This window comes from Rhodoferax sp. OV413 (genome assembly GCF_900104385.1).
GTDB lineage: Bacteria > Pseudomonadota > Gammaproteobacteria > Burkholderiales > Burkholderiaceae_C > Rhodoferax_B.
Genome location: NZ_FNJA01000002.1, coordinates 767,488 through 783,719 on the forward strand (window position 1 = coordinate 767,488; position 16,232 = coordinate 783,719).

The following is a 16,232-nucleotide window of genomic DNA, read 5'->3' on the forward strand; positions in this document are numbered from 1 at the left end:
GTAAACGTGTACATGGCTTGTCAAGCTTTGACTTAACGAAATGTAAACGTTATCATTTTGATTTTAAAAATAAAGGAGACCGTATGCGTTGGGCTTTCATTGGAGCCAGCACGATTGCTGGCGAGTGGATGGTGGCCGCCGTGCGTTCCGCCGGCGACGAGGTGGTGGTGGTGGTCTCTGGCGACCTGGCGCGGGCCCGGGCGTTTGCCAACAGCCACGGCATCGCCCACGCCACAGACGACGAAGCCGCGATCGCCGGCCTGGGTGTGGACGCGGTCTACATCTCCAGCACGAATGAAAAACACGAGGCCTCGGTGCTGCACGCCGCCCGCTTGGGCCTGCATGTGCTGTGCGAGAAGCCGTTGGCGACCTCGCTAGTTGCGGCGCAGCGCATGGTGCAGGCCTGCGCCCAAGCCGGCGTGGTGATGGGCACCAACCACCATCTGCGCCACAACAGCGCGCACCGGCAGATGCGCGACAAGATCCAGCAGGGCGGGCTGGGCCGGCTGGTGTCGGCGCGGGTGAACCACTCGGTCTACCTGCCGGCGCATCTGCAGGGCTGGCGTTTGAAGGACAAGGGCGCGGGTGGCGGCGTGGTGCTGGACATCGCGGTGCACAACGCCGACTCGCTGGCCTTTTTGCTCGGAGAGTACCCGACCGAGGTGGTGGCCATGACCAGCAACAGCGGCATGGCCGAAGGCATGGAAGACAACGCCATGTCGGTCTGGCGCTTCCCTAGCGGGCTGACGGCCTTCACCCACCAGGGCTTCAACACGCCGTATGCCGAGGTCGGGCTGGAAGTGCATGGCACCCAGGGTTCGCTGCAGGGCGTGGGCATCTTGCACCAGGGGCCGGATGGGCGGCTGAACTTCAAGGACGGCCAGGGTACGCACGAGCTGCCGCTGGACCAGGTCGACCTGTACAGCCGCGGCGTGCAGAACTTCCACCTGGCCATCCAGGGCCAGCCGCATGACATGGCCGACGGCCAGGCCGGCCTGCGTTCGCTGGCCGTGGCACTGGCGGTGCTGGAAAGCGCGCAGACCGGCCGCAGCGTGACCGTGCCATACCCGGGAGCCGCAGCATGATCCACCACTGCGTTTTCGTCCGCTTCCGGCCGGAGATCAGCGCGGTCACCAAGCAGGCGCTATGGGCCGAGCTGCAGGCGCTGGTCGGCGTGGTGCCGGGCCTGCGCGAAGTGCGCGCCGGTGCCAATGCCCGCTATGAAGACCTGGACCATGGCTTTGCCGAAGGCTTCATCGCGGTGTTCGACGACCGGCCGGCGCTGGCTGCCTACCAGGCCCATCCTGCCCACCAGGCCACCGGCGCCAAGCTGGTGCAGGCGGCACTCGGTGGCCTGCAGGGTTTGCTGGTGTTTGACCTGGATCTTCCGTAGTGCATCCGTAGTTCAGGTGCGGCACCAGCTGCACTAGCCGCGGGGCGCGCAGCTTCTCCACACAGCACTGCAGCGCCGTCACAATGCGAGCAGGAGTGCGACCCATATGTTCAAAATTTACTGGACCGACGAAAACAACCAGGCCCACGGGCAAGAGACTGCAGAGCTTGCGCAAGCCTTGCAGATCACCAAAGACAAACGCGACGCGGGCTACAGCTTTGTCACCATGGTCAGCGAAAACCTTCAGCATGTGGGCAAGCAGGGCGTGGACTCCGTTGTAGGCGGTAAGACGCCCGACGGCCAAGCCTACGACTGGTCCAAGGCCGGACGCGCCGGTATGCCGCGCCGAAACGACAGGGTCATCACCAAGAAAGACAACTGAGCCCAAGCTTGGCGCATGGTTGGTTTTGCTATGAAAAAAGAAGCTGCTTGCGCATATTTAATATGGGCTAGAGGTCTATTTTGTCCCATGAGGAGCCAAACGCCGCAAGGCGGGCGCGACGGAGGTCAGCTCTGCATGACGGTGCGGCAGTAGACTTCATTCCATCGCCGTTCCACACATTCCAACCATGTCCCCTACGCCTTATCTCTCCAACAGCGCTGCCTCCGAAATTCAAGCCTGGGAGGCGCTCAAGACTTTGGGCGACGCCGCCATGGCGCATGGCGGCTTGCAGGGGGTGCTGCAAATGTTTGTAGCAACGCTGACCGGAGCCGAAGAAGTGGCCCGTGTGAGCGAAGAAGCGGGCCACCCCGACAGCATGACGCCTGAAGTGATTGCGCAGTGGGTGACTACCGACTACGTGCCGGGCATGCAGCAGGCGTTGAAGGCTATCAAATAGATAGCTGCTGGCGTAATATTTATAAGCGCTGGAAGGCTCAATAGTTCTGGTGCAGCAGCGGCGCCACCAGGCGCGGGTCGCGCAGCTTGTCGACCCACCACTGCAGCGCCGGCCCGGCGCGGTGCGAATGCCAGCCCACAAACAGCAGGTTCGGCTCGCGCGGGTCCTGCGTGGCCAGCGCCACCAGCGTGCCCTGGGCCAGGTGCTGGCGCACTTTCTCCAGCGGTAGCCAGCCCACTCCCAGGCCGGCCACCTGGGCGGCGATCTTGGCGCGCATGCTGGGCATGGCGAGGCGCTCCTGGTGTGTCTGTACGCCGTAGCTGCGGGCCATCGCCAGGCGCGAGGTATCGGCCACCACCACGGCGCGGTGGGCGGTGATGGCCTCCATCGGCAAAGGCTGGGCTGCCTGGGCCAGCGGATGCCGCGGCGATACGGCAAACACCCATTCCAGCTGCGTCAATTCAAACCACTGCAGATGCGCCATCGCCGGCGGCTCGTTGGTGGCGGCCACCACCAGGTCGGCGCGCTGGTCCAGCAGCGCCTCCCAGGTGCCACCCAGTACCTCGTGGGCAAAGCGCAGGCGCACGCCGCTGTTCAGCGCATCGAAGTCGGCCACCAGCGGTAGCAGCGCCTCGATGTTCGCCAGCTCGTCGGTGGCGATGCGCAGCTCGGACTCCCAGCCGCGCGCCACCTGCTTCACCCGCTCGGTCAGGCGCCGCGCCTGGGCGTGCAGCTGCGCGCCCTGCTCGACCAGCAGCAGGCCGGCCGGCGTCAGCGCAATGCGGTAGCCGGCACGGTCAAACAGCAGCGCATCGAGACGATCTTCCAACTGGCGTGCGGCATACGAGACGGTGGAAGCGGCCTTGCCCAGACGCTCGGCCGCGCGCGACAGGCTGCCGGTGGCGCGCACCGCTTCCAACAGTTGCAGATCTTCCAGGCTCAACATGTTCGATGATTCCGCATGAGTTCATCGAGATTATGGCGCTTATAGACCGGTTGATCGCCGGATACTTGCTCCATCAGCCCCGCAAGGACTGACAAACCAAGTAAGACATCAACGAAACAACCGAAGGAAACATCATGAACCGCTTTGAAGGTAAAAACATTCTGGTCACCGGTGGCAGCAGTGGCATCGGCGCAGCCGCCGCCATCGCCTTTGCCCGCGAAGGCGCCCGAGTCGCCATCACCGGCCGCGACGCCGACAGCCTGGCCCGGGTCAAGGCCGAGCTTGGCCCCAACGCTCTGGCCCTGGTCAGCGAAGCCGGCGATGTGTCGGCCCAGGCCGCGCTGGTAGCCGAGCTACAGGCGCAGATGGGCGTCATCGACGGCGTCTTCATCAACGCTGGCGTCGCCAAGTTCGGCCCGCTGGCGCAGATCGACGAAGCGCTGTGGGACAGCAGCTTCGACACCAATGTCAAAGGCCCGTACTTCCTGATCCAGCGCCTGGCGGCACTGATGACCCGTGGCGGCTCCATCGTGCTGAATGGCTCGATCAATGCCCACATCGGCATGCCGAATTCCAGCGTCTACGCCGCCAGCAAGGCCGCACTGATTTCGCTGGCCAAGACCTTGTCGGCCGAGCTGCTGCCCCAGGGTGTGCGCGTGAATGTGGTCAGCCCCGGCCCGGTGACCACGCCGCTGTACGGCAAGCTGGGCCTGGCGCCCGACCAGCTGCAGGCCATGGCCGCCAGCATCCAGACGCAGGTGCCACTGGGCCGCTTCGGCACCCCGGAAGAAATCGCCGCCACTGTGCTGCACCTGGTGTCCAAGGAGTCGGGCTTCATCGTCGGCACCGAGATCATCATCGATGGCGGCATGAGCCAGATGTGAGGCTACGCGCAAGCAGCTATCTATTTAATAGCTTCTTGCGCAGATGGAATATGCGCTGGAGGCCGATTTTTTATAAATTTTCAGCACTGCCGCCGGGCAGGGCGCGGGCGCTCCAGTCGACTTGCTCCAGCGGCACCGGACGGCCAAACCAATAGCCTTGCGCGTGGCTGCAGCCCATCTGCCGCAGGCGCTGCGCCTGGGCCGCGGTTTCCACCCCTTCGGCCACCACGGCGACATCAAAGCCCTCGGCCATGTGCAGCACGGCGGACACGATGGACGCGTCCTGCGGCGAGCTGCAGAGGTTGCGCACAAAGCTCCGGTCGATCTTCAGGCAGTCGAATGGCAGCAGGCCCAGGTAGGCCAGCGAGGAGTAGCCGGTGCCGAAGTCGTCGATGGCGATCTTCACGCCCTGGGCGCGGATCTCGCGCAGCCGCTCTTCGGTCTGGCCGTCTTGCTCGATCAGCACCGACTCGGTCAGCTCCAGCGTCAGGTGCTGCGGCGGCAGGCCGCTGTCGTGCAAGGCCTGCTGCAGTGTGGCGCTGAAGTCGGACTGGATCAACTGGCGCGCCGACACGTTCACGTGCAGCTCGAAGTTGGCCGGCAGCTGCGCCAGACGCTGTGCGATGTCGCGGGTGGCCGTGCGCAAAACCCAGTCGCCCAGCGCCAGGATCAGGTCGGAGGTTTCGGCGATCGGAATGAACAGGCCGGGCAGCACCAGGCCGCGCGCCGGGCTCTGCCAGCGCACCAGGGCTTCCACGCCGCTGACCTGGCCGGTGGCCATCTGCACTACGGGCTGGTAATGCAGCAAAAACTGGCTGCGCTCCAGCGCCTGGCGCAGCTCATTGGCCAGCCGCGCCTGTTCCAGCGATTGCTCCATCATGCCGGGCTCGAACAGCATGCAGGCACCCCGGCCCCGGCGCTTGACTTCGCCCAGGGCCACGCTGGCATTGCGCAGCCATTCCGGCAAGGCATGGGCAAACAGCTGCCCCTGGACCATGCCGACCGAGGCGGTCACGATCACCTCGTCACCGCCCGAGGCGAACGGGTGCGAGAACAAACGGCCGATGTCCGAACCCAGCTCGCCCGCGGAATGCGCCGGGCCCAGATGCAGCACGGCAAATTCGTCGCCGCCCACCCGTGCGAGCAGCACCGGATCGGGGAACCGGGCGCGCATGCGCTCGGCGATGGCTTGCAGCAAGCGGTTGCCGGTGCCGTGCCCCACGTTGTCGTTGATGGCGCGAAAGCCGTCCAGCCCGACCAGGCACAAGACCGCGGGGCGGGCGTCGTCCCAGTCGACTTCTTCCAGCAGGCCCTGGCGCGTGAGCAACTGGGTCAGGTGGTCGTAGCGCAGCTGCTTGCGCATATCGTTGAAAGAATGCTGCAGGCGTTGCGCCATGGCATTGAAAGCCTGCACCAGGGTGGCGGTTTCCTGCACGGCGTTGACCGGAGTGATCTTGGTGTCCCATTGGCCCAGCGCCAGCTGGTTGGCGGCCTGGGCGGTGCGCTGGATGGGGCGGGTAACCCATCCAATGGCCCACAGGCCGAGCAGGCAGCCCAGGCCCGCAAAGCCGGCGATCCACACCAGGCTGCGCCGGCTGGAGGCGCGTATATCGCCCAGCAGATCGGATTCGGGCACCAGGGTCACGATGCGCCAATGCAGTCCGCGTATGTCCGAGTAGGGGGCGACCCGGCCGATGTACAACTGGCCGTTGACGTCCAGCTGAAAGCCCGAGGTGCTTGCCGGGGCGGCTTCTGCGACGGCCGGTGCAGCGGCGCGCAGCACCGGGTTGGCCGCTTCCTGGAGGCGCAGGCGTTCGCCGCGGGAGGTGCCGTTGTGGCCGTCGGCCAGCACCGAGCCGGGCTCCGAATGCGCCACCAGGCGCCCTTCGAGATCGGTGATGGCGATGATGCCAGTACCGCGCAGAGGCTCCTCGCGCAGAAAATGGTTCAGGCCGTCGAGCTTGATATCGGCCTCCATGACACCGATCAGCTTGTTCCCGACCTTGACCGGGCTGGCCGCCGAGATGGTGATCTCGGCCCGCTCGTCGTAGTTGGCGTAGATGTCCGACCAGCCGGCCTTGCCGGACTGGGCAAACGGCGCATACCAGGGGCGCACGCGCGGATCGTATGTGTCGTAAGAGGCGACGACTTCGCTACCGGGGTGGTCGCCCTTGTAAATGCGCAGCTGGCCCTGGGTCGAGGCGTCTTTGAGCATCAGCGCGAAATGGGCTCCGGCACCTTCCCGGCGCATGCCGGCGAGTTCTCCTGCCTCGCTGCCGAAATCCAGCACGCTCATTTGCGTGTGGTCCAGGTAGCGGTCTTGGTAGACGCCGCGCAGATGGCGGTAGATGGGGCCCAGGTCATGCGGGGTGTAGAGCCCATGGCGGCTGATCGCGTCGGCAATATCGGCCTGGATGCGAAACGGCTCGTCTAGAAAATTGGCCAGCCGGTTGCTGGAGGCCACCATCAGTGCATCCAGTATGCGGGTGCTGGTGGTGTCTATCAGGCGGGCGGTGTTGGCTTGCTGCGTCAGTGCCTGCAAGGCCACGGTCACCACCAGGATCAGCGCAAACGGCACGGTGATCGCGACTCTGAGGGATGGCCGAAAATTACGCATGTGCAATTCTGCAAGAGCGGGGCTTGCGACGATAGGTTGGCAGTGGGGATGCGGTCACATGACAGCGTTCACCGTTCCGTCCTCGCCGATACAACGGTCGAAATCCAGTATCCCACACGCAGACCGGTACGGCAGCCAGAAATTGCGCCGAAAAGCCGCCTCAGGTCGGTTATGCCAAGGCTGGTTCGGCCAGCGGCCGGCTCCGACTACGCATAAACCCTGGGGTCGCGCATTCAGCGCGGCTGGGCTTTTCAGGTGGCGGACAGCAGGGTGGGGCGATGGCCCGCCTGCGGCATGCCGCTGAGCCGGAACGTGGACACCAGTTGGGCCAAACGGTTCGCCTGCTCGCCCAGGCTTTCGGCCGCGGCTGCAGACTGCTCGACCAGCGCGGCGTTTTGCTGCGTCATCTGGTCCAGGTCGGTGACGGCGGTGTTGACCTGCGAGATGCCATCGCTCTGGGCAGAGGAGGCGGTGGAAATTTCACCGATCATGTCCGACACGCGGCGCACCGAACTGACGATTTCGGTCATGGTTTTGCCCGCATCGGCGACCAGTTGCGTGCCCTGGTTGACCTTGGTGACCGAGATGTCGATCAGGCTCTTGATTTCTTTGGCGGCACCCGCAGAGCGCCCGGCCAGGCTGCGCACCTCGTTCGCCACCACGGCAAACCCGCGGCCTTGCTCGCCGGCACGGGCCGCCTCTACCGCGGCATTCAGCGCCAGGATATTGGTCTGGAACGCAATGCCATCGATGATGCCAATGATGTCGGAGATCTTGCGGGCGCTGACGTTGATCTCCTCCATGGTGCTCACCACATGCGCCACTGCCGCGCCGCCGCGCACCGCCACCGCGGTGGCCGATGCGGCGAGCTGGTTGGCCTGCTGCGCCGAGTCGGCCGATTGGCGGACGGTGCTGGTCAGCTGCTCGGTCGACGAGGCTGCGTGCTGCAGGTTGGTGGCGGTTTGTTCGGTGCGCAGTGCCAGGTCCTTGTTGCCGGTGGCGATCTCGGCGCTGGCCAGGCGAATCGATTCGGAAGAGTCGAATACCGTGGAGATCGACTGGTTCAGCTGCGCTGCCATGGAGCCCAGCGCGCGCATCAGGTCGCCCACTTCATCGGTGCGCGTACTGGATGCGTCGACCCGCAGGTCGCCTCCGGCCACGCCATGCGCCACTTCCACGGCGCGGGCCAGTTCTTTCACCAGCTTGCGCTGCACCAGCCAGGACAGGCCGACCGCGATGCCCGCAACCAGCAGGCTCAGCGCACCAAGCCAGAGGTTGGTGCGCTGTGAGCGCTGCTGTGACGCCACTATGGCGGTGTGCGACCGGGCTTCGCTGCGCTCCACGATGCCGGACAGGGTTTTGTTGAGGCTGGAGAAGGTGGCGTCGGCGTTTTGCATGGCCGCAATACCCGTATTCGGGTCCATCGATGCGAGGTCGATGGCGGCGTCCGTCTGCTTGCCGTAACTGGCGATCTGCTTGCCCAGGTCGGCGACGGCGGCCTGCAATTCCGGGTTGCCGCTTTCGGTGCCGGCGAGCGCGGCCGCCACCCGCTTGATGCCATCGAGCTGGGCCGCCAGATCGGTACGGAACGCCTTGGTCTTGGCGTCGTCCATGGAGCCGATCAGCGTCATGGTCTTGTAGACGCTGGAATGCACGTGCCCCAGCTGCAGTTGCACCTGGGCGATGGTCTTGAAGTCCTCCAGGCTGGACGCCGAGCTGGCGAGCCCCTTGCTGGTCTCCTGGCTCATCAGCTGCGAATTGATGTGCCCGGCAAACAGCACCACCACGGCGGTTAACAAAGGCGCGGCCAGTAGTTTCAGACCTAGTTTCATAGGAGCTTCCTCAGCGTGACCGCGCAGCGGCGGGTGGTGGGTCTGGCCAAAGCAACTGCTACCTCAGAGCCCGGCGTGGCTCTTGGCTGTTGGGCTCTTATTTGTAGATGCCACCGCACACCACTGCATCGTCGAGCTTTTCGCAGTACATGCTTTTGGGGGCGATCTTCTTGGTCGTGGGGTCGGTGAACTTGTAGTCCTGCCAGAACGTGCCCTTGCTCTTGGCCAGTTCCATGCGTTCTTTGACGAACTCTTTGCCGTCCACATCCTTCAGGTCGATCAGGTTCTTGCCGACCATTTTCTCGTTGGCACCGTGGGCGCGGACCGTGCCGTCCAGCGCATAGATCACCAGGTACAGATCGCGGTCAACGAACTGGCCGGCCTTGTTGCTGATCTCGGCGGCGCCTTTGTCCTTGCCATTGGCTTTGATGAAGGCCACCCCTTTCTTGACCATGGCCGTGGCTTCTGCCGCCGTGGCCTTGTCCTGGGCGTGGGCCAGCTGCATGAAGGGAGCTGCCAGCACGCAGGCTAAAGATGCAATGAGAATAGACGGCTTCATGGGATCTCCTGTGGTTATCTGTGAATATGCGTCACGTCAAGGTTCCTAGGCCAGTATCAACCCATTTGGTCCAGCGGCGGCTCCAGATTTTCCCCTTTTGTGTGGATGTGCGGTAGATGCCACAACACCGGGTGTTATTGCGGATAGGGCGCGGGCGGTGGATGGCGGAACGTGCCGTCGGTGAGTGGGAATGCTGGCAGCGGCAGGCTCAGGCGCACGCACAGGCCGTGCGGCTGCATGTTCAGCGCCGCCGCTGTGCCGCCATGGCGTGCCGCAATTTCTGCCACGATGGACAGGCCCAGGCCGCAGCCGCCGGGTATCTCGCTGGCGCGCCAGAAGCGTTCGAACACCCGCGACACATCTGCATCGGGCAAGCCCGGGCCGTTGTCCTCTACCTCGACCACGGCCTGGCCTTGCTGGCGTTGTACCCGCAGGGTGACGGTGGCGCCACGGCCTGCATAGTGCAGGGCGTTGTCGATCAGGTTGCTCAGGGCTTCGCGCAGCAGCAGCTTTTCGCCCTGGGTGATCATGCTGTCCTCGCCCTCAAAGCCCAGGTCGATGCCGGCGGCGATGGCGCGCGGCGTCCATTCGCGGGCCACTTCGCGCGCCAGCGCCGCCATGTCCAGCGGCTGCTGGTTGATGTCGGCCTCGGTACGCGCCAGCGACAGCAGCTGGTGCACCAGGTGGGCGCTGCGCAGCGCGCCAGAGTGCACCTTGGCGAGCCGTTCCTGCAGCGCCTGCGGGTCGCGTTCCGTCAGGGCCAGCTCGGTCTGGCTGATCAGCCCGGCCAGCGGGGTGCGCAGCTGGTGGGCCGCGTCGTTGATGAAGCGCTTTTCCTGGCCCAGGCTGCGGCGCACCGCGGCCAGCATCTGGTTGACCGCCTCGGCCAGGGAATGCACCTCTTGCGGCGCCTGGGTCAGCTCGATCGGCGACAAGGTCGTGAAGCTGCGCTGGGTGCGGTCGCCGAGCAGGGCTTCGAGCCGCTTCAGCGGCTGCAGGCCGCGGCCGATGCCGATGTAGACCACGCTGCCGATTAGCGCGCCCAGCAGCACCAGCGGCACCAGCATGTCGGCCACCAGTTCGCGGGCGATGCGCTGCTGCACGGCCAGGCTTTTGGCTACCTGCACGCGCAGCCGCTGCGGTGCGTCTGCGTCGCCGTAGTTCACCTCCAGCAAGGCCACGCGCACCGGCTTCTTGTCCAGCAGGGCTTCGTAGATCAGCGGCTCGCCGGCCGTCACCGGAATGTCCAGCAGCGGGTCGGGCAGCTTGCTATTGCCCAGCACGAACTGGCCGGGTGGCGACGACACCATGTAGCTGACGCGGTCGGTCGGGTCTTGTTCGATGATGTCCTGCGCGGCGCGCGGAAAGTCCACCAGCAGGCCCGAACCCATGGGCTTGACCTGGCGCGCCAGCGAACGCACCGACTGGGTCAGCGACTGGTCGATGCCTTTCTCTGCATAGTTGAGCGCGATGCGGTAGGCCAGCAGCCCGCCGACCAGCCACAGCAGCAGCTGCGGCAGCAGCAGCCAGAGCAGCAGCTGGCGCTTCAGCGAGAGGCCGGGGGCTTTGTCTTTCTGCAGGCCGGGCGGTAGCCCCAGCAGCGTCATGGCGTGGCGGTTTCCAGCATGTAGCCCAGGCCGCGCACATTGCGGATGCTCAGGCCTGAGTCGGCCAGTTTGCGGCGCAGCCGGTGCACATACACCTCCAGCGCGTTGGAGCCGGTATTGGTGGTGTCGCTGGGGTCGTTGGGGTCAGCCTTCCAGGCGGACAGTACGTCTTCGCGGCCGACCACCTGGCCGGCGTTGGCCACCAGCAGCGACAGCAGCGCCCATTCGCGCTGGGTCAGCTCCAGCGGCTCGTCGCCCAGCCAGGCCAGCGGCTGGGTGGCGTCCAGGCGCAACCGACCGGCCGGCAGCTCCAGCGAGCCGCCGAATGCGGGCAGGCGCGATCTGCGCAGCATGGAGCCGAGCCGGGCTTCCAGCTCGGCCATGTTGAAGGGCTTGGTCAGGTAGTCGTCGGCGCCGGCGTTCAGGCCTTCGACCCGGTCTTCCACGCCGTCGCGCGCCGTCAGAATCAGCACCGGCAGCGCCAGCAGGCGTTTCCGAATCCAGCGCAGCAGCTGCATGCCGTCGAGCAGCGGCAGGCCCAGGTCGAGCACCACGCCGTCGAAGCGGGTGGATTCCAGCAGCTCCTGGGCCAGCGCGCCGTTGGCGGCCGTGGTCACCTGGTGCCCGGCCTGGCCCAATTGGGCCGCCAGGCCGTCGCGCAGCAAATCGTCGTCTTCCACAATCAGTAAATGGGCCATGGGCAGAGCATAGCAAGCCGCGGTTTACTATTGACCTCTCGGTCACCCTTAGCCCGGGTGCACCGTCCCGAGTCCCTGCGCTACGGCACTACATAAATGCTAGCTGCCTGCGCTTATTTAATCTGCGCTAGAGCCCGATTTAATGCATAAATCTGGTTCTGGCCCTCCCAACCTCTTGAGAAGCGAGATCGCATGAAATTTGAAGCCGTGTTGTTTGACTGTGATGGCGTGCTGGTGGATTCGGAGCCGTTGACCAACGGCGTGCTGCGCGACATGCTGGCCGAGCGCGGCTGGGAACTGTCGGTAGACGAGTGCATGCGCTTCTTTGTCGGCAAGGCGGTCATGGACGAGGTCGCGACCATCGAGAAGCACACCGGCCAGCCCGTCACCGAAGCCTGGATGGCCGAGTTCCGCAGCCGGCGCAACCAGGCGCTGCAAGACCAGCTGCTGCCCATCCCCAATATCCACGCGGCGGTGCAGGCCATCCATACTGCCTACGCGGGCGGCATTGCCTGCGCCTCCGGGGCTGACCGGATCAAGGTCGAGCTGCAGCTGCGCAAGGTCGGCCTGATCGAATACTTCGACGGCCGGGTCTTCAGCGGCCACGAAATGCCGCGCTCCAAACCCTGGCCCGACGTGTATCTGGCCGCCGCCGCGGCGCTGCAGGCCAATCCGCAGCGCTGCGCGGTGGTCGAAGACACGGTAACCGGCGTGCGCGCCGGCGTGGCGGCCGGCGCCACGGTGTTCGGCTATTCGCCCGCCAGCTCCGGCCATGTGGATGCGCAAACCCTGCGCGAAGCCGGCGCCTCGGCCACCTTTACCGACATGGAGCAGCTGGCCGCGCTGTTGGTTTAGCCGGAGTTTTCAGGCCTCTCAGGGTGTGAACGTGGGGAGGCCTAGTTGGCTGAGTACCGCATTGCCGGCAGTGCCGTTCAGGCGGACCACTTTGTAGCTCGACAGCTTGTCTTTGTAGCCCCAGTACACCTGGCCCGCCCGTTCCACAAACACGCGGTCGTAGGTCAAGGCGGCAAATGCTGCGGGCAGGGCGCTGAACGTCATGACACGGGCATCGCCCAGGGTGGTGATGGTGTACGTGCCGGTTCCCACGGTGGTGCAGTTGCGGGTGGAGCCGTTGATGGAGCGCTGCAGGCAGGTGTAGAAGGTAACCGCATTGCTGCTACCCCCGGCAAAAGAGACCCGTAGCCGCTTGTTACCGGTGTAGTAACCGGTGGCCGTGCTGCTGGTACCCAACGCTGCGCTGCCCAAATTGCCCATGCTGGTGGTGGTGTTGCCCCAGGCCGTGTTCGGCGTCAGGCTGGAGAAGGTCTGCCCATTCAGTCCCGTCAGGGTGCCTGCCGCATAGCTGCAGGGTGTACCTGGGTTGCGGGCAATCACGGTTTCCAAAGTCACCGCCTGGGATGCATTGTTGGCCTGCGCGGTATTGCAGGCTACGCCGCTGTTGGCCACGGCATCTCCGCCCGCGGCTACGTCGGCATCGGCTACGGTGACGATATTGTCGGATTGCACGTCATACGCGATGGCCACCTCTGTGGTGACGGAATTTTGCACCTGCAGTTTCGAGTCGGCAGGGAACGTGGCTGAGCCCACACTGGCGGTGACCGTGCCGGTAAACCAGGTGGGGGCTTTGCCCCAGTTGCTGCCGCCGGTGCGTGTGGCCTGGATCAGGGCGAACACGTCGGCCATGGTTTTGCCCTCTATGCTCGTCGTGACCCGCTGGGAGCTGCCTTTTTCGGAGCTGTCGCAGAAGTTGTAGCTTGAGCGCCCTTGCGCATCGCGCACCGTGCTGGTGTTCTGGAAGCCAATCGTGCAGCCCACCCAGGCGCTACCGCTCCAATGCAGGTCGCCAGCCCGGGTCGGGTCATTGCTGCGTACCCATTCGGTGTCCACGCCGGCGACCCGTGCGTGCCGGATGGAGCGGTAGCGCACCAAGCCATTGGCGTCGGGTGTGTTTTCTGCGGCCGTCGAGGTAAAGATGCGGGTGTACCAGTTGCTGCTGTCGCCGGCGTTCACCCAGTCCAGTGCGAAACTGGCGACCGGCGTGGCGGATTCCGTCACGGCCGGGGCCTTGGCCAGCTCTACCGCTGCCGCCACGGTGGTGGGCGTCAAGCCTGCGTCGGCCACCACCGTGGCCACGGCGTTGGCGATGGCCGTCTTGCAGGCATCCGAGGTTTTGACCGCGCAGGCCGTCACCACCGCGTCGTCGCTGCCGGCCAGCACGGCCGCTGCCAGCAAATTGCTGGCGTTGTCCAAAATGGCTTTTTGGATTTCTGCTTTGGTCAGGCTGGGTGTGGCCAAGGTGCTGGTTTGGCTCTGGATGGCGGCTACCAGCACCCGCGCCGCATTGGCGGCCTGGCTGTCGGGGGTGGCCACGTAATTGGCCATGGGGGAGTTGCTCAAACCCGCCTGCGACTGCACCGCAGCGGCGGCTGCGGTGGTGCTCAAGCCCTGGGATGCCACCAGCAGCTGCACCAGCGTCGTCAAGGGGCTGACCACCGCCGTTTGGTCGGCCGGGGCCGTCAGGGTATAGGCGGTGGCGGCCGTAATCGGTGTGCTGGGGTCGTCCATGTCGATGGCGCCAGGCCCGACCACGGCCACTACCGGGTATTTGCCCAGATCCGTGTTGGGTACGGAAAAACTGACTTTCCCGTCGGCACCGCTGGTGCCCTGCGGCTCGCTTGCGTCGCAGCTGCTGTTGCCGTTGACATCCAGGCAGACCGTCGCACCCTGGATGAGGCCGTCCATCACCGTCAAGGCGACGGTCGAGCTGGCGGGCGCGACCGCGACCGGGCTACCACCGTCTCCGCCGCAGGCTGCAAGTGCTGCAATCGCGGCGCCGGACAGCGCCCATTTCACATGGCTTTTCATCGTGGTTCCTTTGGGTGGATGCGCTGTGCGCGCTTTTGTAAAGAAACTTAGTCTCGATGCCCCAAAGGCCCGCCACAATAGTGCAATTGCACTACTGGCAGGCTCTTGTATGGATCGCTTCCGTGACCCGCCTATGGATTTCAGTAGCCTGCTGCTGCGGCTCTACCGCTTGTCGCAGGAGCTGCCTATCCAGCACTTCCAGGATGCGGCGCTGTCCCTGGTGAAGCAGGTTCTGCCGTTTGATTCGTCCATGTGGGGCACGGCCACGACCACGCCCGAGGGCATTGAAATCCATACCGTGCACCTGCACGAGAAGTCGCCCGAGATGGTGGTCGCCTACGAAGACCTCAAGCACCAGGACCTGGCCGCGGCCAGCGTGTTCGGCAAGTCCCGGGTCACCCATACCTTCAATACCGACAGATTTTTCGCCGGCGCGGCCCACAGCGAGTTCCGCGGCTTTCTGCAGCGCTTCGGGCACGAGAATTTCTTTGTCTCCGCCGAAGGCATTCCCAGCCGCAACTTCATGCACTGGTTCAGCCTGTACCGGGCCGACAAGCACGCGCATTGCACCGAAGACGAGCGCTTGTTGCTGGGCCAGCTGGCACCGCACGTGATGCAGGCGCTGGCGCTGAACCGGGTGATGCACCTCGACCACCTGGAGGCTGCGGACCGGGCCTTGTCGCCCCACGGCTCGGCCATCGCCGATGGGCGCGGCGTGCTGTACCACGCCGACCCCCAGTTCAACGCGCTGGCGCAGGCCGAATGGAGCGACTGGCGCGGGCCGCATCTGCCTGCCCCTTTGCTGGCCGAGCTGGCGCTGGGCCACGAGTGCTTTATCGGCCGGAGCATCATCGTGCGGCCCTATCTGGAGCAAGGCCTGCTGTTCCTGAAGGCCCGCGCGCGCTGCCCGGCCGACCAGCTGACCCCGCGTGAATGGACTATCGCCCGGTTGATCGCCAAGGGCGAGAGCCACAAGCAGATCGCCCAGGCCCTGGGCCGTTCGCCGGCCACGGTGCGGAACCAGATCCAGGGCATCTATGAAAAGCTGCAGGTCAGCAGCATTGCCACGCTGATCGAGGCGCTGCGCAGCGCCGAGTAATGGTGGTTGGATTTGTCATAGTTTCTATTAATTGATTAGGTTTTATAAATTGTTATTATTGATCAATCGGACGTAAGATTGCCCCTGTTCACAACGACTACACCCTACAGGAGCCCACGATGTCCATCGCTAGCCAACGCCCAGAAATCAAGACCCTTGCCAACCTCGAATCGGCTTTCGCCGGTGAATCGATGGCCCACATCAAGTACCGTTACTTCGCCAAGCTGTCGCGCGAAGCCGGCGACGAAGCCACGGCGCTGGCCTTTGAAGCCACGGCCGACCAGGAAGTCATGCACGCCTTCGGCCACCTGGACCTGCTGTATCCCAAGGCCACAATGACCCCGGCCAAGGCGCTGCAGATCGCCATCGACGGTGAAACCTACGAATACACCGAGATGTACCCGGGCTTCCGCGCTACTGCCGAAGCCGAGGGCAATGCCGCTGCCGTGGCCGAGATGGACGAGCAGATCGAAGAATCCAAGGTACACGCCGCCCAGTTCAAGGCCACCCTGGAAAAAGCCCAGAAACGCTTTGCCGCCCTGGCCAAGGTGGAAGAGCGCCACGCCAACCACTACAAGGCCCAGCTGGCTTCGCTCTCCGCCGTCACGGCATAATTACTACGCTTTTCATAGCTGCTGGCGCAGGAGATATATGCGCTAGAGGCACTTTTTATATATAAAACTGAGAACCCCACCATGAAAACTTATGTCTGTATCGTTTGCGGCTTTTTGTACGACGAAGCGGCTGGCCGCCCGGAAGACGGCATCGCCCCCGGCACCCTGTGGGCCGATGTGCCCGCCAGCTGGGAATGCCCGGAATGCGGCGTCGCCAAGGCGGATTTCGAAGCCGTAGAAATCTAAACTCGGCGTACT

Annotated in this window: 16 protein-coding genes; 9 read left to right on the top strand and 7 right to left on the bottom strand. The window is 64.7% G+C overall.

The features are described from left to right. Positions 1–83 precede the first annotated feature (83 nt). From BLT66_RS11055 to BLT66_RS11070, 4 genes are all read left to right on the top strand, one after another. Positions 84–1,085 (top strand): Gfo/Idh/MocA family protein, encoded by a 1,002-nt coding sequence (locus BLT66_RS11055; RefSeq protein WP_092757719.1) that lies wholly within the window; start codon positions 84–86, stop codon positions 1,083–1,085. Further along, complete coding sequence (locus BLT66_RS11060; RefSeq protein ID WP_092757720.1) at positions 1,082–1,393, top strand: Dabb family protein; 312 nt, start codon at positions 1,082–1,084, stop codon at positions 1,391–1,393. Before BLT66_RS11055 ends, BLT66_RS11060 begins: the two co-directional genes overlap by 4 nt. Positions 1,394–1,499: 106 nt before the next feature. Continuing rightward, positions 1,500–1,775, top strand: a complete 276-nt coding sequence (locus BLT66_RS11065; RefSeq protein WP_092757721.1) for a hypothetical protein — start codon at positions 1,500–1,502, stop codon at positions 1,773–1,775. 187 nt (positions 1,776–1,962) lie between these two features. Beyond that, a complete protein-coding gene (locus BLT66_RS11070; RefSeq protein WP_143029192.1) occupies positions 1,963–2,232 on the top strand; it encodes a hypothetical protein in 270 nt (89 codons plus the stop codon). A gap of 37 nt (positions 2,233–2,269) precedes the next feature. On the opposite strand, the gene BLT66_RS11075 is transcribed toward BLT66_RS11070, so the two are convergent. After that, positions 2,270–3,178: a LysR family transcriptional regulator gene (locus tag BLT66_RS11075; protein WP_092757723.1), complete on the bottom strand. Its 909-nt coding sequence runs from the start codon at positions 3,176–3,178 to the stop codon at positions 2,270–2,272. A 134-nt stretch (positions 3,179–3,312) separates the two neighbouring features. On the opposite strand from BLT66_RS11075, the gene BLT66_RS11080 reads away from it, so the two are divergent. Next, complete coding sequence (locus BLT66_RS11080; protein ID WP_092757724.1) at positions 3,313–4,062, top strand: SDR family oxidoreductase; 750 nt, start codon at positions 3,313–3,315, stop codon at positions 4,060–4,062. A 70-nt stretch (positions 4,063–4,132) separates the two neighbouring features. On the opposite strand, the gene BLT66_RS11085 is transcribed toward BLT66_RS11080, so the two are convergent. The 5 genes from BLT66_RS11085 to BLT66_RS11105 all read right to left on the bottom strand — a co-directional run bounded on the left by BLT66_RS11085 (position 4,133) and on the right by BLT66_RS11105 (position 11,375). Continuing rightward, positions 4,133–6,679, bottom strand: coding sequence for a bifunctional diguanylate cyclase/phosphodiesterase (locus BLT66_RS11085; protein WP_092757725.1), 2,547 nt, complete (start codon positions 6,677–6,679; stop codon positions 4,133–4,135). Between the two features lie 251 nt (positions 6,680–6,930). Then, positions 6,931–8,511 (bottom strand): methyl-accepting chemotaxis protein, encoded by a 1,581-nt coding sequence (locus BLT66_RS27415; protein ID WP_092757726.1) that lies wholly within the window; start codon positions 8,509–8,511, stop codon positions 6,931–6,933. 97 nt (positions 8,512–8,608) lie between these two features. Next, positions 8,609–9,070, bottom strand: a complete 462-nt coding sequence (locus tag BLT66_RS11095; protein WP_165830925.1) for a cache domain-containing protein — start codon at positions 9,068–9,070, stop codon at positions 8,609–8,611. Positions 9,071–9,204: 134 nt separating this feature from the next. Then, positions 9,205–10,677: a sensor histidine kinase gene (locus BLT66_RS11100; protein WP_092757727.1), complete on the bottom strand. Its 1,473-nt coding sequence runs from the start codon at positions 10,675–10,677 to the stop codon at positions 9,205–9,207. Continuing rightward, a complete protein-coding gene (locus BLT66_RS11105) occupies positions 10,674–11,375 on the bottom strand; it encodes a response regulator (RefSeq protein WP_092757728.1) in 702 nt (233 codons plus the stop codon). The genes BLT66_RS11100 and BLT66_RS11105 overlap by 4 nt, the downstream gene beginning before the upstream one ends. A gap of 192 nt (positions 11,376–11,567) precedes the next feature. Here BLT66_RS11105 and BLT66_RS11110 point away from each other — a divergent pair, with 192 nt between their 5' ends. After that, on the top strand, positions 11,568–12,230 hold the full coding sequence (locus BLT66_RS11110) for an HAD family hydrolase (RefSeq protein WP_092757729.1): 663 nt from the start codon (positions 11,568–11,570) through the stop codon (positions 12,228–12,230). Between the two features lie 18 nt (positions 12,231–12,248). Here BLT66_RS11110 and BLT66_RS11115 read toward each other — a convergent pair whose 3' ends face one another. Further along, positions 12,249–14,261: a hypothetical protein gene (locus BLT66_RS11115; RefSeq protein ID WP_092757730.1), complete on the bottom strand. Its 2,013-nt coding sequence runs from the start codon at positions 14,259–14,261 to the stop codon at positions 12,249–12,251. 109 nt (positions 14,262–14,370) lie between these two features. Here BLT66_RS11115 and BLT66_RS11120 point away from each other — a divergent pair, with 109 nt between their 5' ends. The 3 genes from BLT66_RS11120 (at position 14,371) to BLT66_RS11130 (ending at position 16,220) form a co-directional block, all read left to right on the top strand. After that, positions 14,371–15,360 (top strand): helix-turn-helix transcriptional regulator, encoded by a 990-nt coding sequence (locus tag BLT66_RS11120; RefSeq protein ID WP_176955030.1) that lies wholly within the window; start codon positions 14,371–14,373, stop codon positions 15,358–15,360. A 119-nt stretch (positions 15,361–15,479) separates the two neighbouring features. Continuing rightward, positions 15,480–15,974, top strand: coding sequence for a rubrerythrin family protein (locus tag BLT66_RS11125; RefSeq protein WP_092757732.1), 495 nt, complete (start codon positions 15,480–15,482; stop codon positions 15,972–15,974). Positions 15,975–16,055: 81 nt separating this feature from the next. After that, positions 16,056–16,220, top strand: coding sequence for a rubredoxin (locus tag BLT66_RS11130; RefSeq protein ID WP_092757733.1), 165 nt, complete (start codon positions 16,056–16,058; stop codon positions 16,218–16,220). Positions 16,221–16,232 lie beyond the last annotated feature (12 nt).